The 23,552-nt window shown below is 68.6% G+C and carries 22 protein-coding genes and 2 pseudogenes; 14 read left to right on the top strand and 10 right to left on the bottom strand.

The window, feature by feature from the left end; all coding sequences use genetic code 11:
- Positions 1 to 8: 8 nt before the first annotated feature.
- The gene (locus T428_RS0109005; protein WP_025736219.1) at positions 9 to 1,625 is read left to right on the top strand and encodes an MFS transporter; all 1,617 of its coding nucleotides are present in this window, start codon (positions 9 to 11) and stop codon (positions 1,623 to 1,625) included.
- A 99-nt stretch (positions 1,626 to 1,724) separates the two neighbouring features.
- Complete coding sequence (locus tag T428_RS0109000) at positions 1,725 to 3,473, top strand: proline--tRNA ligase (protein ID WP_025736218.1); 1,749 nt, start codon at positions 1,725 to 1,727, stop codon at positions 3,471 to 3,473.
- Positions 3,474 to 3,479: 6 nt separating this feature from the next.
- Here the strand turns inward: T428_RS0109000 and T428_RS0108995 are convergent, their stop codons facing one another.
- Positions 3,480 to 3,926 (bottom strand): ferritin-like domain-containing protein, encoded by a 447-nt coding sequence (locus tag T428_RS0108995; protein WP_025736217.1) that lies wholly within the window; start codon positions 3,924 to 3,926, stop codon positions 3,480 to 3,482.
- On the bottom strand, positions 3,923 to 4,462 hold the full coding sequence (locus T428_RS0108990; RefSeq protein WP_051465172.1) for a hypothetical protein: 540 nt from the start codon (positions 4,460 to 4,462) through the stop codon (positions 3,923 to 3,925). Before T428_RS0108990 ends, T428_RS0108995 begins: the two co-directional genes overlap by 4 nt.
- 203 nt (positions 4,463 to 4,665) lie before the next feature.
- Here T428_RS0108990 and rimP point away from each other — a divergent pair, with 203 nt between their 5' ends.
- From rimP to T428_RS0108960, 6 genes are all read left to right on the top strand, one after another.
- Complete coding sequence (gene rimP / locus T428_RS0108985) at positions 4,666 to 5,193, top strand: ribosome maturation factor RimP (RefSeq protein ID WP_025736215.1); 528 nt, start codon at positions 4,666 to 4,668, stop codon at positions 5,191 to 5,193.
- Positions 5,194 to 5,242: 49 nt separating this feature from the next.
- Positions 5,243 to 6,298 carry a transcription termination factor NusA gene (nusA, locus tag T428_RS0108980; RefSeq protein ID WP_025736214.1) on the top strand — a complete coding sequence of 352 codons (1,056 nt, stop codon included), beginning with the start codon at positions 5,243 to 5,245 and terminating at the stop codon, positions 6,296 to 6,298.
- Positions 6,299 to 6,370: 72 nt separating this feature from the next.
- Entirely contained in the window at positions 6,371 to 6,733 is a 363-nt protein-coding gene (locus T428_RS0108975) for a YlxR family protein (RefSeq protein WP_211243909.1), read from the top strand.
- A 63-nt stretch (positions 6,734 to 6,796) separates the two neighbouring features.
- The gene (gene infB / locus T428_RS0108970) at positions 6,797 to 9,589 is read left to right on the top strand and encodes a translation initiation factor IF-2 (RefSeq protein ID WP_025736212.1); all 2,793 of its coding nucleotides are present in this window, start codon (positions 6,797 to 6,799) and stop codon (positions 9,587 to 9,589) included.
- On the top strand, positions 9,589 to 10,077 hold the full coding sequence (rbfA, locus tag T428_RS0108965; RefSeq protein WP_025736211.1) for a 30S ribosome-binding factor RbfA: 489 nt from the start codon (positions 9,589 to 9,591) through the stop codon (positions 10,075 to 10,077). Before infB ends, rbfA begins: the two co-directional genes overlap by 1 nt.
- Positions 10,052 to 11,062, top strand: coding sequence for a DHH family phosphoesterase (locus T428_RS0108960; protein WP_025736210.1), 1,011 nt, complete (start codon positions 10,052 to 10,054; stop codon positions 11,060 to 11,062). The genes rbfA and T428_RS0108960 overlap by 26 nt, the downstream gene beginning before the upstream one ends.
- Here T428_RS0108960 and T428_RS0108955 read toward each other — a convergent pair.
- From T428_RS0108955 to T428_RS0108935, 6 genes and pseudogenes are all read right to left on the bottom strand, one after another.
- Positions 11,059 to 11,640, bottom strand: a complete 582-nt coding sequence (locus tag T428_RS0108955; protein WP_025736209.1) for a hypothetical protein — start codon at positions 11,638 to 11,640, stop codon at positions 11,059 to 11,061. The two genes, T428_RS0108960 and T428_RS0108955, sit on opposite strands and share 4 nt — an antisense overlap.
- A 172-nt stretch (positions 11,641 to 11,812) precedes the next feature.
- Positions 11,813 to 12,559 (bottom strand): annotated as a pseudogene (locus T428_RS0108950) (enoyl-CoA hydratase); the annotation flags it as partial.
- A 91-nt stretch (positions 12,560 to 12,650) separates the two neighbouring features.
- A pseudogene (locus T428_RS35350) lies at positions 12,651 to 12,791 on the bottom strand (helix-turn-helix domain-containing protein); the annotation flags it as partial.
- 44 nt (positions 12,792 to 12,835) lie between these two features.
- The gene (gcl, locus tag T428_RS0108945; protein ID WP_025736207.1) at positions 12,836 to 14,629 is read right to left on the bottom strand and encodes a glyoxylate carboligase; all 1,794 of its coding nucleotides are present in this window, start codon (positions 14,627 to 14,629) and stop codon (positions 12,836 to 12,838) included.
- Positions 14,626 to 15,519, bottom strand: a complete 894-nt coding sequence (locus T428_RS0108940; protein WP_025736206.1) for a 2-hydroxy-3-oxopropionate reductase — start codon at positions 15,517 to 15,519, stop codon at positions 14,626 to 14,628. Before T428_RS0108940 ends, gcl begins: the two co-directional genes overlap by 4 nt.
- Entirely contained in the window at positions 15,516 to 16,376 is an 861-nt protein-coding gene (locus T428_RS0108935; protein ID WP_025736205.1) for a hydroxypyruvate isomerase family protein, read from the bottom strand. Before T428_RS0108935 ends, T428_RS0108940 begins: the two co-directional genes overlap by 4 nt.
- 284 nt (positions 16,377 to 16,660) lie before the next feature.
- On the opposite strand from T428_RS0108935, the gene T428_RS0108930 reads away from it, so the two are divergent.
- From T428_RS0108930 to T428_RS0108920, 3 genes are read left to right on the top strand one after another with little or no spacing between them, the layout of a single operon-like run.
- Entirely contained in the window at positions 16,661 to 17,590 is a 930-nt protein-coding gene (locus T428_RS0108930; RefSeq protein WP_025736204.1) for a histone deacetylase family protein, read from the top strand.
- 44 nt (positions 17,591 to 17,634) lie between these two features.
- The gene (locus tag T428_RS0108925) at positions 17,635 to 17,904 is read left to right on the top strand and encodes a DUF2277 domain-containing protein (RefSeq protein WP_025736203.1); all 270 of its coding nucleotides are present in this window, start codon (positions 17,635 to 17,637) and stop codon (positions 17,902 to 17,904) included.
- Positions 17,901 to 18,461 (top strand): DUF1802 family protein, encoded by a 561-nt coding sequence (locus T428_RS0108920; protein ID WP_025736202.1) that lies wholly within the window; start codon positions 17,901 to 17,903, stop codon positions 18,459 to 18,461. The genes T428_RS0108925 and T428_RS0108920 overlap by 4 nt, the downstream gene beginning before the upstream one ends.
- Here the strand turns inward: T428_RS0108920 and T428_RS0108915 are convergent.
- Positions 18,420 to 20,126 carry a CocE/NonD family hydrolase gene (locus tag T428_RS0108915; protein ID WP_025736201.1) on the bottom strand — a complete coding sequence of 569 codons (1,707 nt, stop codon included), beginning with the start codon at positions 20,124 to 20,126 and terminating at the stop codon, positions 18,420 to 18,422. The two genes, T428_RS0108920 and T428_RS0108915, sit on opposite strands and share 42 nt — an antisense overlap.
- A gap of 40 nt (positions 20,127 to 20,166) precedes the next feature.
- Positions 20,167 to 20,754, bottom strand: a complete 588-nt coding sequence (locus tag T428_RS0108910; RefSeq protein WP_025736200.1) for a DUF3558 domain-containing protein — start codon at positions 20,752 to 20,754, stop codon at positions 20,167 to 20,169.
- A gap of 168 nt (positions 20,755 to 20,922) precedes the next feature.
- On the opposite strand from T428_RS0108910, the gene T428_RS0108905 reads away from it, so the two are divergent.
- The 3 genes from T428_RS0108905 to truB are packed head-to-tail and all read left to right on the top strand — an operon-like array spanning position 20,923 to position 23,464.
- The gene (locus T428_RS0108905) at positions 20,923 to 21,888 is read left to right on the top strand and encodes a metallophosphoesterase family protein (RefSeq protein WP_036467579.1); all 966 of its coding nucleotides are present in this window, start codon (positions 20,923 to 20,925) and stop codon (positions 21,886 to 21,888) included.
- The gene (pptT, locus tag T428_RS0108900; protein WP_025736198.1) at positions 21,885 to 22,559 is read left to right on the top strand and encodes a 4'-phosphopantetheinyl transferase PptT; all 675 of its coding nucleotides are present in this window, start codon (positions 21,885 to 21,887) and stop codon (positions 22,557 to 22,559) included. Before T428_RS0108905 ends, pptT begins: the two co-directional genes overlap by 4 nt.
- Positions 22,556 to 23,464 (top strand): tRNA pseudouridine(55) synthase TruB, encoded by a 909-nt coding sequence (truB, locus tag T428_RS0108895; RefSeq protein ID WP_025736197.1) that lies wholly within the window; start codon positions 22,556 to 22,558, stop codon positions 23,462 to 23,464. Before pptT ends, truB begins: the two co-directional genes overlap by 4 nt.
- Positions 23,465 to 23,552 lie beyond the last annotated feature (88 nt).

Below are 23,552 nucleotides of genomic sequence, written 5' to 3'. Positions count from 1 at the left end.
AACCCGTTATGACGGCCCTCAACGACACCGAGCGCGCGGCCCAGAATTGGACCGCCACGCGCCCCGATCGTCCGGCACCCCAGCGCACCGAGCGCCCGTCGCAAACCTCTGCTGGGACCTCCTCGAAGACCGCCGCCACGCGCACGAGCAAGTATTACCCGACGTGGCTGCCGTCTCGCCGCTTCATCGCCGCCGTGATCGCCATCGGCGGGATGCAGCTGCTGGCGACGATGGACAGCACCGTCGCGATCGTCGCGCTTCCTAAGATTCAAAACGAGCTGAGCCTGTCCGACGCCGGCCGTAGCTGGGTCATCACCGCGTACGTGCTGACCTTCGGCGGGCTGATGCTGCTGGGCGGGCGGCTCGGCGACACCATCGGCCGCAAACGGACCTTCATCGTCGGCGTCACGCTGTTCACCATCTCCTCGGTGCTGTGCGCGGTGGCCTGGGACGAGGTGACGCTGGTCATCGCCCGGCTGCTGCAAGGGGTCGGCTCGGCCATCGCGTCGCCGACCGGTCTGGCCCTGGTCGCCACGACGTTCGCCAAGGGCCCGGCGCGCAACGCGGCCACCGCGGTGTTCGCCGCCATGACCGCGATCGGCTCGGTGACGGGCCTGGTCGTCGGTGGGGCGCTGACCGAGGTGTCCTGGCGGCTGGCGTTTTTGGTGAACGTGCCGATCGGGCTGGTGATGATCTACCTGGCCCGCACCGCACTGCGGGAAACCAACCGCGAGCGGATGAAGCTCGACGCCGCCGGGGCCATGCTCGCCACCTTGGCGTGCACGGCCGCCGTGTTCGCGTTCTCGATGGGCCCGGAAAAGGGCTGGATGTCGATGGTCACCCTCGGCTCCGGCGCGGTGGCCGTGGCCGCCGCCATCGCGTTCGCCATCGTGGAGCGCACCGCCGAAAACCCCGTCGTGCCGTTCGGCTTGTTCCGCGACCGCAACCGCCTGGTCACGTTCACCGCGATCCTGCTGGCCGGCGGCGTGATGTTCAGCCTGACCGTCTGCATCGGGCTGTACGTCCAGGACATCCTCGGCTACAGCGCTCTGCGCGCCGGCGTCGGATTCATCCCGTTCGTCATCGCGATGGGCATCGGCCTCGGCATCTCCTCGCAGCTGGTGTCGCGGTTCTCGCCGCGGGTGCTGACCATCGGCGGCGGATGGCTGCTGCTGCTGGCCATGATCTACGGCTGGGCGTTCATGCACCGCGGCGCGCCGTACTTCCCGAACCTGGTGCTGCCGATCGTCGTCGGTGGCATCGGCATCGGCATGGTCGTCGTTCCGCTGACGCTCGCCGCGATCGCGGGTGTCGGTTTCGACCAGATCGGCCCGGTGTCGGCGATGACTTTGATGCTGCAGAGCCTGGGCGGGCCGCTGGTGCTGGCTGTCATCCAGGCCGTCATCACCTCGCGGACCCTGTATCTGGGCGGCACCACCGGCCCGGTGAAGATCATGAACGACGCCCAATTGCGGGCGCTAGACCACGGCTACACCTACGGGCTGCTGTGGGTGGCCGGCACCGCCGTCATCGTCGGCCTGGCCGCCCTGTTCATCGGGTACACCCCGGAACAGGTCGCGCACGCGCAAGAGGTCAAGGAAGCCATCGACGCCGGCGAGCTGTAACCAGCGGCGAGCCTGAAAACTGCGGGCCCCCACTCGTACTTGTTCTGCAGAATTACCGGCTCGATGCCCGGGCCGTCGACCACGCTAGGCTGGCCCGCTGTGATCACCCGGATGTCCGAGCTGTTCCTGCGCACCCTGCGCGACGACCCCGCCGACGCCGAAGTGCCCAGCCACAAACTGCTGGCGCGAGCCGGATACATCCGGCAGGTCGCTCCCGGGCTGTACAGCTGGCTGCCGCTGGGGCTGCGGGTGCTGCGCAATATCGAACGCGTCGTCCGTGAGGAGATGAACGCGATTGGCGGGCAAGAGATTCTGTTCCCCGGCCTGCTGCCGCGCGGGCCGTACGAGACGACGAACCGCTGGACGGAATACGGCGACGGGGTGTTCCGGGTCAAGGACCGCCGCGGCAACGACTACATGCTGGCGCCCACCCACGAGGAGTTCTTCACCCTGGGCGTCAAGGGCGAGTACAGCTCCTACAAGGATTTCCCGCTGACGCTGTACCAGATTCAGATCAAGTACCGCGACGAGGCGCGGCCGCGGGCCGGCATCCTGCGGGCCCGGGAATTCGTGATGAAAGACTCCTACTCCTTCGACATCGACGCGGCCGGGCTCAAGTCCGCCTACCACGTGCACCGCGAGGCCTACCAGCGCATCTTCGACCGGCTGCGGGTTCGCTACGTCATCGTCTCGGCGGTGTCGGGCGCGATGGGCGGCAGCGCATCCGAGGAGTTCCTGGCCGAGAGCCCGATCGGCGAGGACACCTTCGTCCGGTGCGTGGAATCCGGATACGCGGCCAACGTCGAGGCGGTCGTCACCGCGGCGCCCGAGGCCCAGCCGATCGAGGGGCTGCCCGACGCGGTAGTGCACGACACCGGTGACACGCCGACCATCGCGACGCTGGTACAGTGGGCCAACGGCGCCGGTCTCGGCCGCACCGTCACCGCGGCGGACACCCTGAAGAACGTCATGGTCAAGGTCCGTCAACCCGGCGGGGAGTGGGAGCTGCTGGGCATCGGGGTGCCCGGCGATCGCGAGGTCGACGACAAACGGCTGAGCGCCGCGCTGGAGCCGGCCGAATACGAGCTGCTGAGCGACACCGACTTCGCCAAATACCCCTTCCTGGTCAAGGGTTATATCGGTCCGAAGGCCTTGCGGGACAACGAGGTTCGTTATCTCGTCGATCCGCGCGTGGTGGACGGCACCAGCTGGATCACCGGCGCCGACGAGCCGGGCCGCCACGTGGTGGGGCTGGTGGCCGGACGCGATTTCACCGCCGACGGCACCATCGAGGCCGCCGAGGTGCGCGAGGGCGACCCGTCCCCGGACGGGGCCGGCCCGCTGGTCATGGCGCGCGGCATCGAGATCGGGCACATCTTCCAGCTGGGCCGCAAGTACACCGACGCGTTCGCCGTCGACGTGCTCGGCGAGGACGGCAAGCCGGTGCGGCTGACGATGGGCTCCTACGGCATCGGGGTGTCGCGGCTGGTCGCCGTTGTCGCCGAGCAACATCATGACGAGCTGGGTCTGCGCTGGCCCGCATCGATCGCGCCGTTCGACGTGCACCTGGTCATCGCCAACAAGGACGCCGGGGCACGCGACGGCGCCATTGCGCTGGCCGCGGATCTGGATCGGTTGGGTCTCGAGGTGCTGCTCGATGACCGGAGCGCCTCGCCCGGGGTCAAGTTCAAGGACGCCGAGCTGCTCGGGATGCCCTGGATCGTGGTGGTCGGGCGGGGCTGGGCCGACGGCGTTGTGGAGCTGCGCGACCGCTTCGGCGGGCAGACCCGCGAGTTGGCGACCGGGGTTTCGCTGGCCACCGACATCGTGGCGGCGCTGACGGGGTAGCCGGGACTACTCGTTGCCGCCCGGGAAACTGCTGGTGATCGGCCACGCGCCCAGGATGCGGCTCCACCGGGCGCCCATCACCGTGCTCTGCGTCAGCGCCGTGGCGGCGAATGCCCGGTCGTCGGCGGTTTCGGCGTGCTCGGTGACCGCGCGCCACGCGGTCGCGCCGTCGCCTTCCATCCGTACCGCCAGGCGGGCCGCATCGGCCGGGCTGGCCACCAGCAGGGGCAACTGATACCCGGCGGCGGCGGGCGGCGGGGTGACCTTGCGCGCGGCCAGCATGGCGATCACGTCGTCGCGCCGTTGGCGGTGCTGCAGCAGCGCCTCCAACACCAGGTTGTTGACGCTGGGCGGCGACAACGCGGACACGATGCCGTAGCCGTAGATCGTCGAGTGCTCGACGGCCAGCGCATCGCACAGCGCCGCGTTGTCGGCGTCTTTGCCCGAGGTCATATCGACGGCCCCCCGGGGACCAGGGCAACCTGGTACGACGCCGTGCAAGACGCGGCGATCGACGCCAGCAGCCCCGCCCGATAGCCCGACTCGCCGGCCACCAGGCGGGCCGCGTTGTCGGCTGAGGTCTTCAGTGCGTTGATCACGTCGGACACCGCCGGTGGCGGCGGCGGTGGCCCGGCCGGCGCGGCCGTCGGGCTGGAACTCGTCGTCTCGCTCGATGAGGCGGTCAGCTTGCCGGCCGCCCGGGCGATCTCGGTGGACAGCGCGCGGGCATGGGCGGCGCGTTGGTTGGCGACCACCGACAGCGCCGCGGCGATCTGCGGTGCGACGCCGACGGCGGCGGCGGCCGCACCGGCGAGCGCGCTGTCGTGCCTGGCCTGGTCCAACGGACCCAACAGTTGTTCGACGGCAGGGGGTTTCGGCGGGGGCTCGCCACAGGCGGCGGCGACCATTCCGAGCGCGGCAAGCGCGGCACCCCCGGCGAGCACACCCCGCCGATTGGTGACTCCTGCAGCGCTAGGCACGCTCAACATCCTGCCATTGGCCGCGAGCCGGTCATGTCGCGGAGGACCTTGGGCTGCGCGATCACCTCGTCAAACGCGATTCCTGGCGTATCGTTGGTAGCCGGTTCTCGCGGAACGTGAACCCGTTCCACCGGGACGCCGGAAGCCGCCCGAAGTCCGAGGGGCGGCGACATCAGCCAGATGACCGGACAACTCAAGATTAGGAGCTCGCCGTGACCACCGGGCTACCGTCGCAGACGCAGGTGATCGAGCTACTCGGGGGAGAGTTCGCGCGCGCCGGCTATGAGATCGAAGACGTGGTCATCGATTCCCGGGTGCGCCCGCCGCGAATCACCGTGATCGCCGATGGCGACACCGCCTTGGATCTGGACACCGTGGCGACGCTGTCACGTTCGGCGTCCGCTTTGTTGGATGGCCTGGACAGCATTGCCGACAGCTATGTTCTCGAGGTCTCCTCGCCCGGCGTGGACCGTCCGCTCACCGACGAGAAACACTTCCGCCGCGCCCGTGGCCGCAAGGTCGAGCTGGCGTTGACGGACGGATCGCGGTTGACCGGTCGGGTGGGTCAGACCCGTGCCGGCGCGGTAGCGCTGGTGGTCCGCGCCGGCCGCGACTGGGCGGTGCGCGAGATACCGCTCGCCGAGATCGCGAAAGCTGTTGTCCAGGTTGAGTTTTCGTCGCCATCGGCAGCCGAGCTGGATTTGGCGGGCGTGGGGGACAGAACGGAGGCCGAGGCATGAACCGCGCCGGCGACGATGCAGAGCGTAGCGATGAGAAGGAGCGGCGCTGATGAACATCGACATGGCCGCGTTGCACGCGATCGAGGTGGACCGGGGTATCTCGGTCAACGAGTTGCTCGAGACGATCAAGTCGGCGTTGCTGACCGCCTACCGGCACACCCAGGGCCACCAGAACGACGCGCGGATCGAGATCGACCGCAAGACCGGTGTGGTGAAGGTGATCGCCCGCGAGGTCGATGAGGACGGCAACGTCGTCAGCGAGTGGGACGACACCCCTGAGGGTTTCGGCCGCATCGCGGCGACCACCGCACGACAGGTGATGCTGCAGCGGTTCCGGGATGCGGAGAACGAGCGCACCTACGGCGAGTTCTCCACTCGCGAGGGCGAAATCGTCGCCGGCGTGATCCAGCGCGACAGCCGCGCCAACGCCCGAGGTTTGGTCGTCGTGCGGATGGGCTCGGAGACCAAGGTGTCCGAGGGCGTCATCCCCGCGGCCGAACAGGTTCCCGGCGAGAGCTACGAGCACGGCAACCGGGTGCGCTGCTACGTGGTCGGCGTGACGCGGGGCTCGCGTGAGCCGCTGATCACGTTGTCGCGCACCCACCCCAACCTGGTCCGCAAGTTGTTCTCGCTGGAAGTCCCCGAGATCGCCGACGGGTCGGTGGAGATCGTGGCCGTCGCGCGCGAGGCGGGTCACCGCTCCAAGATCGCGGTCGTGTCCCGGGTGCCGGGCCTGAACGCCAAGGGTGCCTGCATCGGTCCGATGGGTCAGCGGGTGCGCAACGTGATGAGCGAGCTGTCCGGCGAGAAGATCGACATCATCGACTTCGACGAGGACCCGGCGCGTTTCGTCGCCAACGCCTTGTCGCCGGCGAAGGTGGTCTCGGTGTCGGTGATCGACCAGACGGCCCGCGCCGCCCGCGTGGTGGTGCCTGACTTCCAGCTATCCCTGGCCATCGGCAAGGAGGGGCAGAACGCGCGGCTGGCCGCCCGGCTGACCGGGTGGCGCATCGACATTCGCGGCGATTCGCCCGCCGGTTCCCCTGCACACTCGGACGACCAGCCGGAACACGGCACCAGCCACCCAATGGCCCACGATCACTAGCGATCCGGTACGCAGGTTATGGTGCGGTTGCGGGTGGTTCTGACCATCGGTTCCGTGACGCTAGACTGAGCCGTGATCCAGCGCGAGCGTTCGGCCTCGGCGCGCACACACACGGGCGGACCCGTGCGGACGTGTGTCGGGTGCCGGAAGCGAGAGCTGGCAGTCCAATTGCTCCGCGTGGTGGCGGTGTCGAGCGGGAACGGTGAATACGCCGTGATCGTTGACACTGCGGCTCGCCTGCCGGGGCGGGGTGCGTGGCTGCATCCCGTACCGCGGTGCGCACACGAGGCGATTCGGCGGCGGGCTTTCACCAAAGCGTTGCGCATCGATCGTCCACCGGACACATCCGCGCTGGTGGAGTACCTACGGGTGCTCGACTCGCCCGGCAACAGAACAGGTAGCGAAGAACATGAGCACACCGTGAAGTCCCGATGACCATGCGTCATAGCTAAACCCGAGGCGCGGCCCACGACTGTCGCCTCATAGACAGGAGATGTAGTGGCAGGTAAGGCCCGCGTACACGAGTTGGCCAAGGAACTCGGTGTCACCAGCAAGGAAGTTGTCGCCCGGCTGAATGAACAGGGCGAATTCGTCAAATCCGCCTCGTCGACCGTAGAAGCGCCGGTCGCCCGCCGGCTGCGCGAGTCGTTCGGCGGCAGCAAGCCCGCGGCCGCGGCCAAGAGCGCGCCGAAGACCCCGGACCGCTCGCTCGACAAGGCGTTGGACAAGGCGATTCAGAAGCCCTCCGGCAACGGTGCGACCGCCGCCGGGCCCGCGAAGCCCGCCGAGACCGGGACACCGGCCGCCCCCGCGGCCAAGCCCGCCCCGGCGGCGCGGACCGAAACGCCCGTGGCGCCGACGCCCGCGCCCGGCCGGCCCGCGCCGTCGCCCGCGCGTTCCTCGGCGCCGGCGCCCGGTCAGCCGAGAACGCCGGCACCCGGTCAGCAGCTTCCGTCGCCGGGTGCGACACCCGGCCCGCGGCCCGGCCCGATGCCGAAGCCGGCCACGCGCACCCCGCGCGTCGGCAACAACCCGTTCTCGTCGGCGCAGCCCGTCGACCGGCCCATTCCGCGTCCGCAGGCACCGCGCCTGGGGGCGCCCCGGCCCGGCGCGCCGCGGCCCGGTGGGGCGTCGCCCGGCAGCATGCCGCCGCGTCCCGGCGGTGGCGCCGGCGGCTTCCGTGGTCCGGCCCGCTCCGGCGGACCCCGTCCCGGCGGTGGCCGGCCCGGTGGTCCCGGTGGCGGGCGCGACGGCGGTGGTGGTAACTACCGCGGCGGCGGAGGCGGCGTCGGTGCCGCGCCCGGCGGTGGCGGTGGCTTCCACGGCCGTCCGGGCGGCGGTGGTGGCGGTGGTCGTCCCGGCCAGCGCGGTGGCGCCGCGGGAGCGTTCGGTCGTCCCGGCGGCGCGCCCCGGCGCGGTCGCAAGTCCAAGCGGGCCAAACGCGCCGAATACGAGAACATGCAGGCGCCGGTCGTCGGTGGCGTGCGGTTGCCGCACGGCAACGGCGAGACCATCCGGCTGGCCCGCGGCGCGTCGCTCTCCGACTTCGCGGACAAGATCAACGCCAACCCGGCCTCGCTGGTGCAGGCGCTGTTCAACCTCGGCGAAATGGTCACCGCGACCCAATCGGTCGGCGACGAGACGCTCGAGCTGCTGGGCAGCGAGATGAACTACGTCGTCCAGGTCGTCAGCCCCGAGGACGAGGACCGTGAGCTGCTGGAGTCGTTCGACCTCACCTACGGCGAGGACGAGGGCGGCGAGGAAGACCTGCAGACCCGTCCACCGGTGGTGACCGTGATGGGTCACGTCGACCACGGTAAAACCCGACTGCTGGACACCATCCGAAACGCCAGCGTCCGCGAGGGCGAGGCGGGTGGCATCACCCAGCACATCGGTGCCTACCAGGTGGCCGTCGACTTCGAGGGCACCGAGCGGCTGATCACCTTCATCGACACCCCGGGTCACGAGGCGTTCACCGCCATGCGTGCCCGCGGTGCCAAGGCCACCGACATCGCGATCCTGGTGGTCGCCGCCGACGACGGCGTGATGCCGCAGACGGTGGAGGCGATCAACCACGCGCAGGCGGCCGACGTGCCGATTGTGGTGGCGGTCAACAAGATTGACAAGGAAGGTGCCGACCCGGTCAAGATCCGCGGCCAGCTCACCGAATACGGTTTGGTGGCAGAGGATTTCGGTGGCGACACGATGTTCGTCGACATCTCTGCCAAGCAGGGCACCAACATCGACGCGCTGGAAGAAGCGGTGCTGCTGACCGCCGACGCGGCGCTGGACCTGCGCGCCAACCCCGACATGGAGGCCCAGGGTGTGGCGATCGAGGCGCACCTGGACCGCGGTCGCGGACCGGTGGCCACCGTGCTGATCCAGCGCGGCACGCTGCGGGTCGGCGACTCGATCGTCGCCGGCGACGCCTACGGCCGGGTCCGGCGGATGGTCGACGAGCACGGCGAGGACGTCCACGAGGCGTTGCCGTCGCGGCCGGTGCAGGTCATCGGGTTCACGTCGGTGCCCGGCGCCGGGGACAACCTGCTGGTCGTCGACGAGGACCGCATCGCCCGCCAGATCGCCGACCGGCGCAGCGCCCGCAAGCGCAACGCGCTGGCGGCCCGCTCGCGCAAGCGGATCAGCCTGGACGACCTGGACGCCGCGCTGAAGGAAACCAGCCAGCTGAACCTGATCCTCAAGGGCGACAACGCCGGTACCGTCGAGGCGCTGGAAGAGGCCCTGATGGGAATCGAGATCGACGACGAGGTGGAGCTGCGCGTCATCGACCGCGGCGTCGGTGGCATCACCGAGACCAACGTCAACCTGGCGTCGGCCTCGAACGCGGTGATCATCGGCTTCAACGTGCGCGCCGAGGGCAAGGCGACCGAGCTGGCCAACCGCGAGGGCGTGGACATCCGGTACTACTCGGTGATCTACCAGGCCATCGACGAGATCGAGAAGGCCCTGCGCGGCATGCTCAAGCCGATCTACGAGGAGAACCAGCTGGGCCGCGCCGAGATCCGGGCGATCTTCCGGTCCTCGAAGGTCGGTGTCATCGCCGGTTGCCTGGTCACCTCCGGTGTCGTGCGCCGCAACGCCAAGGCGCGGTTGCTGCGCGACAACATCGTGGTCGCCGATAACCTGACGATCTCCTCGCTGCGCCGGGAGAAGGACGACGTGACCGAGGTTCGCGACGGCTTCGAATGCGGTATGACGCTGACCTATTCCGACATCAAGGAAGGCGACATCATCGAGTCCTTCGAGCTGGTCGAGAAGGAGCGCGCCTGATGGCTGACCCCGGACGGGCGCGCCGGCTCGCCAAACGGGTCAACGCCATCGTCGCCTCGGCGATCGAATTCGACATCAAGGATCCCGGGCTGGACGGGGTGACCATCGTCAACGCAAAGGTGACCGCCGACCTGCACGACGCGACGGTGTTCTACACCGTGATGGGACGCACCCTGGACGACGAGCCCGACTACGAGGCCGCCGCGGCCGCGCTGGACCGGGCCAAGGGAACGCTGCGGACAATGGTCGGTGCGGGCACCGGCGTGCGCTTCACTCCCACCTTGACGTTCACCCGCGACACGACCACCGACGCGGTGGCGCGGATGGACGAGCTGCTGGCGCGCGCCCGCGCCGCCGACGAGGACGTGGCGCGGGTTCGCCTGGGGGCCAAGCCGGCCGGTGAGGCCGATCCGTATCGGGAGAACGGGGAGACGACGATGGCAGCGGACGTGGAGGACCGCGGTGACGACCATCGACGGAAAGACTGAGCTGGCCCGCGTTCCAATCGCGGGGACGCGGGTAGACGCGGTGGGTGCGGCCGAACTGCTTTCGGCCGCAACGACAATCGCAGTAATCGGCCACGTGCATCCCGACGCCGACACCATCGGCGCGGGATTGGCACTGGCCACGGTGCTCGACCGCAGCGAAAAAGAGGTCGAGGTCAGCTTCGCCGCGCCGGCCACGCTGCCGGAGTCGTTGCGTTCGTTGCCCGGGTGTCAGCTGCTGGTGAGCCCCGAGGAGATGCGCCGCGACGCGGATTTGGTTGTGACGGTGGATGTTCCGAGCAAAAAGAGGCTCGGCGCACTCGGCGACGTGCTCGGCCCGGAGCAGCCGCTTCTGGTGATCGATCACCACGCCTCCAACGAGTTGTTCGGCACCGCGAATTACGTTGACCCGTCGGCGGACTCGACGACGTTGTTGGTGGCCGAGCTGCTGGACGCCTGGGGCAAGCAGATCGACCGCGACGTGGCGCACTGCATCTACGCCGGGCTGACCACTGACACCGGCTCGTTCCGCTGGGCCAGCGCCCGCGCGTTTCGGCTGGCCGCCCGCCTGGTCGAGCTCGGCGTGGACAACGCCCAGATCAGCCGCACCCTGCTGGACACCCACCCGTTCGTCTGGCTGCCGCTGCTGTCGCGGGTGCTCGGCTCGGCGCAGCTGGTGCCGGACGCAGTGCAGGGGCGCGGTCTGGTCTATGCGGTCGTCGGCAACGACGACTGGACGAATTCACGACCGGAGGAAGTCGAGAGCATCGTCGACATCGTGCGCACCACCCAGCAGGCCGAGGTGGCCGCGGTGTTCAAAGAGGTTGACCCGCAACAGTGGTCGGTGTCGATGCGGGCCAAGGCCGACGTGGATCTGGCCGCGGTCGCGTCGGTGTTCGGCGGCGGTGGGCACCGGCTGGCGGCCGGCTATTCGACCTCCGGCTCGATCGAGGATGTGGTGGCCGCGCTGCGGGCGGCGTTGGGTTAGAACGCCCAGCTTCCGACGGACTGCAGCACGAATCCGTGGTCCCCGCTGGTGGTATCCAGACAGGCGATCAGGTTGTCCGCGCCCACCGCGCAGGTGACGTTGAGGTAGGACAGCTTCTGCCCGGCGGCCAATGTCTTGCCGCCGTAGCGCAATGCGGCCGGGTTGCCGCCGCATCCGCCGTAGGTCATTCGGCTCAATTCGTAGCCGGGCCCCTTGAAATTCACCGAGCCCTCCACACAGTCGCCGGCTTTCGGGTGACCGCCGCCGGGAAAGAGAACGTCGTCCATTCCGGGTACTTCGCCATTGCACTTAATGTCTTGCGACGGTTGCGGTGCGGGCGGGGGCCCACCGTAGAAGTCGCACACCACCGAGTTCTGGGTCGAGAAGATAATCCGGGGCGCGTTGCCCGGCAACGATGTGGAGATATACCCGTCGGCGGGAACGGCGGTGAATCCGTCGAGATTCGGAAATCGCGGTGGCGGCTCCGCGGTCGCGTGCTGCCCGGACGCGACCGCGGACGCGGTGACCAGGGGCAGGACGCCGAGAACCCGCATCGTGAGGTCGACGAAAATGCGCATCGATTCCTCCTGCATTGTTTCGGGCCGTTGTTGGGATCGTATTGGCTATTGCCGCTGCTGGCGATCAAAAGTTTCGCGATACAGGTCAATGGCATATGAAATGAATTTGCGGCGCCGGGTAGGCCATTTGCTGGTGCCCGAACGGGGCGAATCCTGACATCGCAATGATTAAGCGGACTTGCGCGCGTCCGCGTTGCAGCACTGCCTCCCGATTGGCGGCGATGTCGTCGCCGGTGGTCCGGAATTGCCTGGCCGCCATGGCTTCCAGCCACAAACCCTCGCTGGTCTGGGACTCGTCGATGCGGTGGTAGGAGGCCAGCAGCGCCCACACCGCGTTCTGGTTGTTGCCGACGATCGACGCGGCCACTCGACGCGCGGTCGGCAGCAGCTGATCGTGTGGCACCACCTCGGTGGCCAGCCCGGCGCGCAGCGCGTCGGCGGCTGACAGGTAATCGCCGGTGAGGCTCATGCGCCGGGCCATGCCGCTGCCCACCTTCTGGGGCAACCGCACCGACAAGCCCCAGGTCGGCAGCAGGCCCACCCGGGCATGAGTGTCGGCGAAGCGTACCCGTTCCGACGCGATCACGACGTCGCAGTACAGCACCAGCTCCAGCCCGCCGGTGACCGCGGCGCCGTTGATCGCGCCGATGACCGGCTTGGTCATCGACGGCCACCGCGGCGAGATGTCGGGCAGCGCCGTCGAATCGCCGAGCTCTTTCAGGTCGAGTCCGGCGCAGAACACCGGATCGGCCCCGGTCAGGATCACGCCGTCGACGTCGTCGTCGCTTTCGGCCTCGGTCAGCGCGCCGAAGAACCGATCCCGCAGCGCGGCGGACAGCGCGTTGCGCGATTCCGGCCGGTTCAGCGTCAGGGTGCGTACCCGCTCGTCGGTGGTGATCAGCAGAATGTCGTCGCTCATTCCCATCACCGTAGAGGGTCGCGATGGACCGGTCGGCCGGGCACCTAGCCGCTGGCGCCGTTGTCGAATTGGGCCGGTTGGGCAGCTGGCGCAGATATCGCATGTGAAGCAATGTCCGGGCGAGCCGGTGCATCGTGGGTTGCGGGAGATCCGCGCGAGCGGCCAGCTTGCCGAGCGCGCCCGTCTCGCCCACGGCGGCCAGTATCTCTAGTGCTCCGAACGCGCGTTCCACGGATTGGATGCCGCCGGCGCGGTCGGCGGGGGCAGGTCACTGGGCTAGTCGAATAGCGCTGCGGCGGTGAGTGAGTCGTCGATGGTGGTGGCCAGCTCATTGTGCTCGGCGATCTTGTCGATGTCGGTGCCCATCGCGATGTTGGTGATGCGTTCCAGGAAGATCTCGACCACCACGGGCACTTTGTGCTCGCGGGCCAGCTGCTGGGCCTGGGCCAGTGCCGGCGCGATCAGTGCGGGGTCGGTGACCTGAATCGCCTTGCAGCCCAATCCTTCTACCACCCGGCGATGGTCGACACCGTAGCCCTTCGGCAAATCGTTGTCGCCGGATTCCTGGGCATTGATGTTGTCGAAGGCCAACGAAACGAAGTAGTCCATGTCGAAGGTGAGCTGAGCCTGCCGGATCAGCCCCAGGTAGGAGTTGTTGACCACGACATGCACGTAGGGCAGGTTGAATTGCGCGCCGACGGCGAGTTCCTCGATGAGGAACTGGAAGTCGTAATCACCCGACAACCCAACCACCGTGGCGCTCGGGTCGGCGGCGACCACGCCGAGTGCCGCGGGAACCGTCCATCCCAGCGGTCCGGCCTGTCCGCAGTTGATCCAGTGCCGGGGTTTGAACACCTGCAGAAATTGCCCGCCGGCGATCTGGGAGAGCCCAATCGCGGTGACATAGCGGGCATTACGGCCGAACGCCCGGTTCATCTCCTCGTAGACGCGTTGGGGTTTGATCGGGATGTCGTCGAAGTGGGTCTTGCGGTGCATCGTCTGTTTGCGCTCCTGGCAGTCGCGCACCCAGCCCGTCCAATCGGGCAGGTTGCCCGCGGCGCGCCGCTGGGATGCCGCGGCGACCAGGAGTTCCAGGGCCGCCTTGGCGTCGGAGACGATGCCGAGATCCGGGGCGAAGACCCGGCCGATCTGGGTGGGTTCGATGTCGATGTGGACAAAGCGGCGACCTCGCCGGTAGGTGTCGAGTCCACCGGTGTGGCGGTTGGCCCACCGGTTGCCGATGCCCAGCACGACATCCGACTCGAGCAGCGTGGCGTTGCCGTACCGGTGGGCGGTCTGCAACCCGACCATGCCGGCGGCCAGCCGGTGGTCGTCGGGAATGGTGCCCCAGCCCATCAGCGTCGGCACCACCGGGACATTGAGCACCTCGGCGAGCTCGACGAGCAGTTCGGCGGCGTCGGCGTTGATGATGCCGCCGCCGGCGATGATCAGCGGGTGCCGCGCGCTGCACAGCATGTCGAGTGCCTTGGCGATCTGCGTGGGAGTGGCCACGGGTTTGTAGATCGGCAGCGGCGCGTAAGCCGCCGGGTCAAAGTCGATTTCGGCCAGCTGCACGTCGATGGGCAGGTCGATCAGGACGGGGCCGGGTCGCCCCGAGCGCATCAGGTGAAACGCCTTGGCGAAGGCACCGGGGGCTTGCCCGGCTTCGCGAACCGTCATCGCCATTTTCGTCACCGGGGCGGCGATCGCGGCGATGTCGACGGCCTGAAAGTCCTCCTTGTGCAGCTTGTCGACGGGGGCCTGGCCCGTGATGGCCAGGATGGGAATGGAATCGGCGCTGGCCGAATACAATCCGGTCACCATGTCGGTGCCCGCCGGTCCCGAGGTGCCGATGCACACCCCGATGTTGCCCGGCGCGGCGCGGGTGTAGCCCTCGGCCATGTGGCTGGCGCCCTCGACGTGGCGGGCCAGCAGATGCCGGATTCCGCCGTGGGCGCGCATCGCCGAGTAGAACGGGTTGATGGCGGCGCCGGGTAACCCGAAAGCCTGTGTGGCGCCCTCGATTTCCAGGATCCTGACGGCCGCGTCGACGGTACGCATACGCGTCATTGGATCTCGCCACGGTTGGCTCCGGAGAGGCGCTCGACACCGCGCAGCAGGCCGGAGTGGTCCAGGGCGCCGTCCCCGTTGGTCACGGCGGAGGCCATCAACTGCGCGACGACGGCCCCGAGCGGGATGACCACGCCGGCTTCGCGCGCCGCGCTGGTGACGATGCCCAGGTCTTTGTGGTGCAGCTGGATCCGGAAACCCGGATCGAAGTTGCGGCCCAGCATCTTCGGCGCCTTCTGGTCGAGCACCGCCGAGCCGGCCAGCCCTCCGCCCAGCACCTTGACCGCCGCGTCCAGGTCGACACCGTAGGCGCGCAGGAACGTGATCGCCTCGGCCAGCAACTTGATGTTGCCGGCGACGATCAGCTGGTTGGCGGCCTTGACCGTTTGCCCCGCGCCGTTGCCGCCGACATGGACGATGGTCTTGCCGACGCTCTCGAGAATCGGTTTGGCGGCGGCGAAGTGGGCGTCCGCCGCGCCGACCATGATCGACAGCGTTGCGTTCATGGCGCCGGGCTCACCGCCGGACACCGGGGCGTCGATCAGACGCAGGCCGCGCTGGGCGGCCTCCCTGGCCAGCTCGACGGTGACGTCGGGGCGGATCGAAGAGAAGTCGATCACCAGCGTCGAGGGTTGAGCGTGGGCGAAAACACCGTCCTCCGAGAGCAACACGTTTTGCACGTCGGGGGAGTCGGGCACCATCACGGCCACCACGTCGGCATCCTTCACCGCCTCGGCGATCGAGTTAGCCTCTGTCCCACCGGCTTCGATCAGCTCCGCGGCGCGACCCGGCGAGCGGTTGTAACCGACGACGGTGTGGCCGGCTCGGGCGAGGTGGCAGGCCATCGGGTTGCCCATGATGCCCAGGCCGATAAAGCCGATCGTGCTCACTGGTTTCTCGTTCCTGTCGGTGTTCTCAGGGATTCGACGTTGACACCGCCGCGTCCTCGTTCGTCGCGCGGCAGCCAATCGAACGTGTCGGGCCGAGAAGCCCGGTACTCCAAACCGATGTAGCCGCTGTAGTCACGTTCCAGCAGGATGGCGAGATAGTCGCCAAGCGGGACCTCACCGGTGCCCGGCTCCCCGCGCCCGGGGGCATCGGCGACCTGAACGTGCCCGAACCGTTCGTAGTTGGACAGCAGGGCCTCGGTCACATCGTCGTCGTTGACATACAGGTGATACACGTCCGCCAACAGCCGCAGATTGGTGGCACCCGACTGCGCCCGCACGCGGTCGATAACGCGAATGGCGTCGGCCGCCGTCTCGAGGGGGTAGCGCGGCGCACCGCTGACCGCCTCGATGAGCACCGTCGCGCCGATGCGCTCGGCGGCTTGCGCCGCGTAGCCAAGATTCTTCGCCGCGACCTCGTCCTGCACCGCCGCCGCGATGCCGTCGATGCGGTTGCCGTACAAGGCGTTCAACGCCCGGGTGCCCAGCCTTTCGGCGATATCGATGGCGACGTGCACATTGTCGCGAAACTGGGTTGTCAGCGTGGGGTCTAACAGGATTCCGCGGTCGCTGCCGGCCATGTTTCCGGCGAAGAAGTTCAGTCCGGACAGTTGCACACCCGCCTGTTCGATGGCGCGGACGAATGCCTTGACGTCCGGCTCCGGGGGCGTTGCCTCGGCGAACGGCCACCAGAACTCCACCGCCTCGAAGCCGGCCGCGCGAGCCGCGCCCGGCCGGTCCAGCACGGGCAGGTCGGTGAAAAGGATCGAGCAGTTCACCGCATACGTCGCACCGACCATCGCTGACCTTTCCGTATCGCGGAATGCCCGCATCGAAATACGAAACGAGTCAAGGCGATATCCGCAATACCCGTCAAGAATCGGCCGTGCTCGTACAACCCGAATTGTCAGCCTTGACAGGCGCTTTCGACGACCGTCGCGCACCCTGGTTTTGGCAGCCATATGATGCGCTTGGGCGCCCGTGCGGCTGGTCCGCGCAAGCACCGACTGATAGCGAAAATCGATCGGTGCCTTGGCGATACTGCAACCGGGTAGCCCACGATCCTGGAAAGAGGTCCGCCGCGATGTCCACCCTGCTGCTGCACCATCCCAGTTTCGCCGACCACAAGACCGCGGCCGGCCATCCGGAGCGGCCGGACCGCTACCGCGTGGTGGAAGCCGTGCTCGGTCAGCCGCAGTTCGACTCGCTGGTGCGCGAGCACGCCGAGCCGGCGGACCTGGCGGCGGCCCGCTATGTGCATTCGAACCGCTACGTCGACGACCTCGAGGCCGCCTGCCCGGAGCAGGGTTATGTCTACCTGGACGGCGGCGACACCATGATGGAGCCGTCGACGTGGACGGTGGCCCTGCGCGGGGTCGGCGGCACGCTGCAGGCGATCGACAGCGTGCTGACCGGGCAGGCCCAGAATGCTTTCGTGGCCTGCCGGCCGCCGGGCCACCACGCCGAAACCGAACGAGCGATGGGCTTTTGCTTGTTCAACAACATCAGCATCGGAGCGCGGTATGCGCAGCGGAAGTACGGGCTGACGCGGGTCGCGATCGTCGATCTCGACGTTCACCACGGCAACGGCACTCAACAGATCTTCTACTCCGATCCCGACGTGCTGTACGCGTCCACCCATCAGATGCCGCTGTTTCCCGGCACCGGTGCGGTGGCCGAAACCGGGGTCGGTAATATTTTCAACTCGCCGCTGAAGCCGGGCGACGGCGGGGCCGAGCTACGCGAGGCCTTCCAGCAACGAATACTGCCCGCGCTGGACCGGTTCGCTCCGGAGTTCATACTGGTGTCCGCGGGATTCGACGCGCACGAACGCGACCCTCTTGGCTCGTTGACGATGACGGCCGACGACTTCGGCTGGGTGACCCGCGAGTTGATGAACTCGGCCGAAAGGCTTTGTGACGGGCGGCTGGTGGCGGTGCTGGAGGGCGGGTACGACCTTCAGGGACTGGCGGATTCCGTCGCAGCCCACGTCGCCGAGCTGCTCAAGGGTTAGCCCACCGCCTGGGCTCGCAGCCGGACCCCGCCTATCGTTGAAGGATGTGCCGGAACATCACCGAACTGCGCGGTTTGCAGCCCGCGGCCACGGCTGAGGAGATCGCCGCGGCGGCGCGCCAGTATGTGCGCAAAGTCAGCGGCATAACGCACCCGTCGGCGGCCAACGTCGACGCGTTCGAGGCCGACGTCGCCGAGGTCACGCGGACGACGACGCGATTGCTGGAGTCCCTGCCCCCGCGTCGCCAACCGCCCAAGACCGTCCCGCCGCTGCGCCGGCCCGAGGTCGTCGCCCGCCTCGCCGCCGCGAAATGACGCTGACCGCAACGACTCCCGCGCTCAAGGAGTGGAGCGCGGCCGTGCATGCGCTGCTGCAGGGCCGCCAGTACCTGCTGTTGCGCAAGGGCGGCATCGGCGAGAAACGATTCGACGTGGCAGCCGGTGAGTTCCTGTTGTTCCCGACCGTCGCGCACAGCCACGCCGAGCGGGTCCGGCCCGAGCATCGCGACCTGCTGGCCGCGGCGGCGGCCGACAGCACCGAGGATCGGCTGGTGATTCGCGCGTCGGCCAAAGTGGTTGCGGCACTGTCGGTTAACCGGCCCGAGCGGCTCGGCGAGATCGAGGATTTGCACATCTGGACCGCCGAGTCGATACGCGCCGACCGGCTCGACTTCCGGCCCAAACACAAACTGGCCGCGCTGGTGGTGTCGGTGAGTCCACTGGTCGAGCCGATACCGCTGACCCGCACGCCGGAGTACGGCGGTTGCACCAGCTGGGTGCAGCTACCCACCCGGCCCGCGGTAGGGACGCCGATTCACGACCAAGCCGTGCTAGCCGACGTCGCCGCCCGGGTCCGCGATGCCGTTGGATGACAGGTCGGACGGACCGACCGCAATCAGTAGCCGGGAACGCCCGTAGGCGATGGCGTGAGTGGCCGGCTTGATATGGCGTGCCGTCAGCGTCGGCTCACCGGTGCCCGGGTTGCGCGCGTAGCGGGGCGACCAGCTGCCGGTGATCAGCAGCCGGATCCGCGAGCCGGCGCGGAATCGGTGCGCGATCGGGTCGAGTTCGATCGTGACGGTCTTGCTCGGCACGCCCAGCCGCCGGTAGCCGTCGCTGACGTTGCGCGAGCGGCCCTTCGCGTCGACCTCGCTCACCCGGACGAACAGGTCGACGTTCGGATTGTCCGAGCGGTGCGCCAGCTCGACGACCGGGCTGCCGTACACGCACAGATCGTGCAGCAGCGTCGCACTGTCGAAGGTCAGCACGTCGTCGCGCAGCGCGAGGCGGCTGTCGTCGCGGTAGCCGCCGATCGGGGACAGCAACCCGCCGCCGATCGTCGGCGTCGGGTCGGCGGGGTCGTACCGGAATGTCGCCGGCGGTAGCTTCGGCAGGTCGGTGGGCGGCGTGTCGTCCAGATAGCGGCCCGGCCGCAGGTACAGGGCGCGCTGCGCGGTGGCCGGCGGCCAGTCGGGCAGGTTGCGCCAGCCCTGGCCGGTCACACAGACGCGAACCCGGCTGGGGCGGCTGCTCGCCGCGGCGCCCGCCAGATAGGTGTCCAGCCAGTCCAGGGATTCGCGCAGGCTGGTTCTCAGGCCCTTGGTGAGCAGCTCGGTGTGGGTCCACGGGCCGATCGTCAGCGCGACGTCGACACCGCGCCCGCGCAGCTGCCGGTACTGCTGCATGGTCTGCCGCACGAAGACGTCCTGCCAGCCGCCCAGCAACAACACCGGCACCTGCACGCGGTCCAGCGACGAGCCGAACCGCAGCCGCTCCCAGAAGGGGTGCTGTGGGTCGGGGTTTTCCACCCACGACTCGAACCACGGTGCCCCGCTGCCCAGCATTCGCCGGGCCGCCGCGCCGAACGGCGCCCCGGCGACCGTGGCCGCGATGCGCCGCGGTGTCCGCATCTGCCGGATGCCGGACTTAAGCCGGAGCGGGTCTTCCTGATGTGCGACGAGGTCGCTCCAGCCCAGAAAGTCGCTGACCGCGAACGACCCGGTGCCGTACACCGACTCCGCGAAATCGTGCGGCCCCGCGGTGATCACGGCCGCGGCCAGCTGCGGCGGCGGATCCTGCAATATCGCCCACTGGGTGAATCCCAGGTACGACGGCCCGATGGTGGCGAAGCGGCCGGTGAACCAGGGCTGCTCGACCAGCCATGTGACGGTGTCGGCGCCGTCGGTGGCCTCGTTGATCATCGGCTCGAAGGCACCGCCGGACCCGAACGTGCCACGCACGCTCTGCAGGACGACGTGGTAGCCGCGCGCGGCGTAGGGCCGGGCGAACAGCAGCGCGAACGGAAATCCGCGGCCGTAGGGTCCGCGCACCAGCACGGTGCCGGCCGGGTCAGACGTGGCCGGCGCGTAGTGATCGGCGACCAGTCGCACCCCGTCGCGCATCGGGACGTCGACGCGGTGCACGGTGTAGCCGGTGGTGGCCGGCCGCAGACCCAGCAGCCGGCCCGCGGCGTTGACGCCGGCCTCGGCGAGGCTGTGCCGCACGGGCGGCCCGAATCGAGTCGACGTTGTAGTCACGTCCATCAGATTAGAGGCCGACGCCAGCGATACGGCCGGGCTAGAACTTGTAGTACGGCGTGAGGTCGTTGGCCCGCTGCAGGTTGGTGGACGGGCAGTCGACCTCGGGGTTGGAGTAAACCGTCGAGTAGAACAAGGCCTGCTGCAGCACGCCGTAGCTGGTGTTGAACGCCACCATGCAGGAGAAGAACCAGTAGCTGTTGTGGTAGGTCGGCTTCAGCACCCAGTAGGTGGCCGCCCGGTGCCCCTGGATCGTCGTCTCGAGGGCATCGGGGGGCAACGACTGCTCGTAGGTGCGCCAGACGATGGGTTCAACGGCGAGCTGGTAGTTGCCCGCGTCGAATTGGCAGCGCAGCCCGTCCTGGGGTTCGGGCGGGGTGAACGCCAGCCCGAGTCGCTGCAGCGCGTCGAACGGAACGTCCCGGCAGGGATCGAACGGGCTCGGGTCGGTGGTCGCGATGATCGGGCTCTTCATCGTGGTTTCCATCGGCTGCGCGGTCGAGCGCAGCCCGACGCTCCGGTCGGCTTGGGTCGGCGCCGGCGGCGCACTGTGCCAGCCCACGGTGCCGCCGATGACCGCTGTGATCACCGCACCAAGCGCCCCCAGCAGGCGCACCGTGGTGAACATGACACCCCCTACCCTCGGCCGTCCCTTTGCGGGGAGTTTACAAGTCACGTGCGCGAGGTGACAGCCAAACCTGAACTTGTTCTAACCGGCAGGTGCACGGGGCGTCGGCGGGGCCGAAGGCCGCGGCCGAACCGGGGTCAGCGCGCCGGGTCGTTACGCTGGTTACTCGTGGTGACAAGCGACTCGAGCAATCGGGGGCAGCCGACGCTGTGGGCGGTGTCCGACTTGCACACGGGTCACATGGGCAACAAGCCGGTCACCGAATCGCTGCATCCGTCGTCGCCGGAGGACTGGCTGATCGTCGCCGGCGACGTGGCCGAGCGCACCGACGAGATCCGTTGGGCCCTTGACCTGCTGCGACGCCGGTTCACCAAGGTGATCTGGGTGCCGGGCAACCACGAGCTGTGGACCACCAACCGTGATCCCAACCAGGTCTTCGGCAAGGCCCGCTACGACTACCTGGTCAACATCTGCGACGAGATGGGCGTGATCACCCCGGAACATCCGTTCCCGGTGTGGACCGAACGCGGCGGCCCGGCCACGATCGTGCCGATGTTCTTGCTCTACGACTACACCTTCTTGCCAGAGGGGGCGCTGAGCAAAGCCCAGGGCCTGGAAATCGCGCGCGAGCGCAACGTGGTGGCCACCGACGAATTCCTGCTCTCGCCGGAGCCGTACCCGACCCGCGACGCCTGGTGCCGCGAGCGGGTGGACATCACTCGGGCCCGCCTGGAGCAACTCGACTGGATGACGCCGACGGTGTTGGTGAACCATTTCCCGCTGGTGCGCGACCCCTGCGATGCGCTGTTCTATCCGGAGTTCTCGCTGTGGTGCGGGACCACCAAGACCGCCGACTGGCACACCCGCTACAACGCCATCTGCTCGGTCTACGGCCACCTGCACATCCCGCGGACCACCTGGTACGACGACGTGCGCTTCGAGGAAGTCTCGGTCGGCTACCCGCGCGAATGGCGGCGCCGCAAGCCGTACAGCTGGCTGCGCCAGATCCTGCCCGATCCGCAGTACGCGCCGGGCTACCTCAACGACTTCGGCGGCCACTTCGTGATCACGCCCGAGATGAAGGCGCAGTCCGAGCAGTTCCGGGAAAAGTTGCGCCAGCGGCAGTCGCGATGACGGCCGAACTGCTGGTGTCGTCGGTGGTGCCGACGACCTCCGAAATGGCCTGCGCGGAGCTGTATTCCGACCCGCCCGGGCTGGCCCCGTTGCCGGAAGAAGAGCCGCTGATCGCCAAGTCGGTGGCCAAGCGGCGCAACGAGTTCGTCACCGTGCGGTACTGCGCACGGGTCGCGCTGGGTGAGCTGGGCCTGCCGCCGGTGCCGATCCTCAAGGGCGACAAGGGAGAACCCTGCTGGCCCGACGGTGTGGTCGGCAGCCTCACCCACTGCACGGGGTATCGCGGTGCGGTGGTGGGGCGCAGCACCGCGGTGCGCTCGGTGGGCATCGACGCCGAACCCCACGACGTGTTGCCCGACGGTGTACTGGATGCGATCAGCCTGCCGGCCGAGCGCGGCGAAATTCCGCGGGCAATGCCGGACGGCCTGCACTGGGATCGAATCCTGTTCTGCGCCAAGGAGGCAACGTACAAGTCGTGGTTCCCGCTGACCAAGAGATGGTTGGGTTTCGAAGACGCCCACATCAGCTTCGAGGCCGACGGCCCGACGGCCGGCACCTTTGTCTCGCGGGTCCTGATCGACCCGGAGGCGCTGTCGGGTCCGCCGCTGACCGTGTTGCGGGGCCGCTGGACGGTCGACCGCGGACTCGTGCTCACCGCGATCGTCCTATGACCGGAAGCCCCACCGGACCGGGATTGGTCGTCGTCGACAAGCCCGCCGGAATGACCAGTCACGACGTGGTGAGCCGTTGCCGCCGGATCTTTGCCACCCGCCGGGTGGGCCACGCCGGCACACTGGACCCGATGGCCACCGGCGTGCTGGTGATCGGGATCGATCGTGCCACCAAGATCCTCGGCCTGTTGACGGCAGCGGAGAAGTCGTATGCCGCGACGATCCGTCTGGGCCAGACGACTTCCACCGAGGACGCCGAAGGTGAACTGCTGCAAAGTGTTTCGACCTCGCACGTGACGGATCGGGCCATCGCCGAAGCGGTCGCCGGGCTGCGCGGCGACATCGAACAGGTGCCCTCGGCGGTCAGCGCGATCAAGGTCGATGGCAAGCGCGCGTATCAACGGGTCCGCGAGGGAGAGGCCGTCGAGCTCACCGCCCGCCCGGTCCGCATCGACCGGTTCGAGGTCACCGCGACCCGACGCGGCGCTGAGGTGATCGATCTCGACGTCGAGGTCGACTGCTCGTCGGGTACCTACATCCGTGCGCTGGCCCGCGACCTGGGGTCCGCGCTCGGGGTGGGTGGACATCTGACGTCGTTGCGGCGCATCCGCGTCGGCCGCTTCGGGCTGGACCAGGCGCGCACGCTCGACGAACTGGCCGAGCGGCCGGGGCTGAGCTGGACGTTGGACGAGGCATGCCTGCTGGTGTTCCCGCTCCGGGTGCTGACCGCCGAGGAGGCCGAGTCGGCCAGCCACGGCCGGCCCTTGTCACCGGCGGGAATCGACGGCGTCTACGCCGCCGCCTGCGACGACGGCCGGGTGGTCGCGCTGCTGCGCGACGAGGGTTCGCGGACCAAATCGGTGGTGGTGCTGCGCCCGGCGACGATGCAGAACGGCCCGTTCTGAGGAGGAGCCGGGTAATCGGACCGCGCCCGGCGACGTTGTGACGGGGTTTCCGCCGCCAAACCAGCACGGCTAAGCTGCCGACTAGACG

It is taken from the genome of Mycobacterium genavense ATCC 51234, assembly GCF_000526915.1.
GTDB lineage: Bacteria > Actinomycetota > Actinomycetes > Mycobacteriales > Mycobacteriaceae > Mycobacterium > Mycobacterium genavense.
The sequence above is the reverse complement of the archived record's forward strand: the minus strand, read 5'-3'. Positions and strand labels throughout refer to the sequence as shown.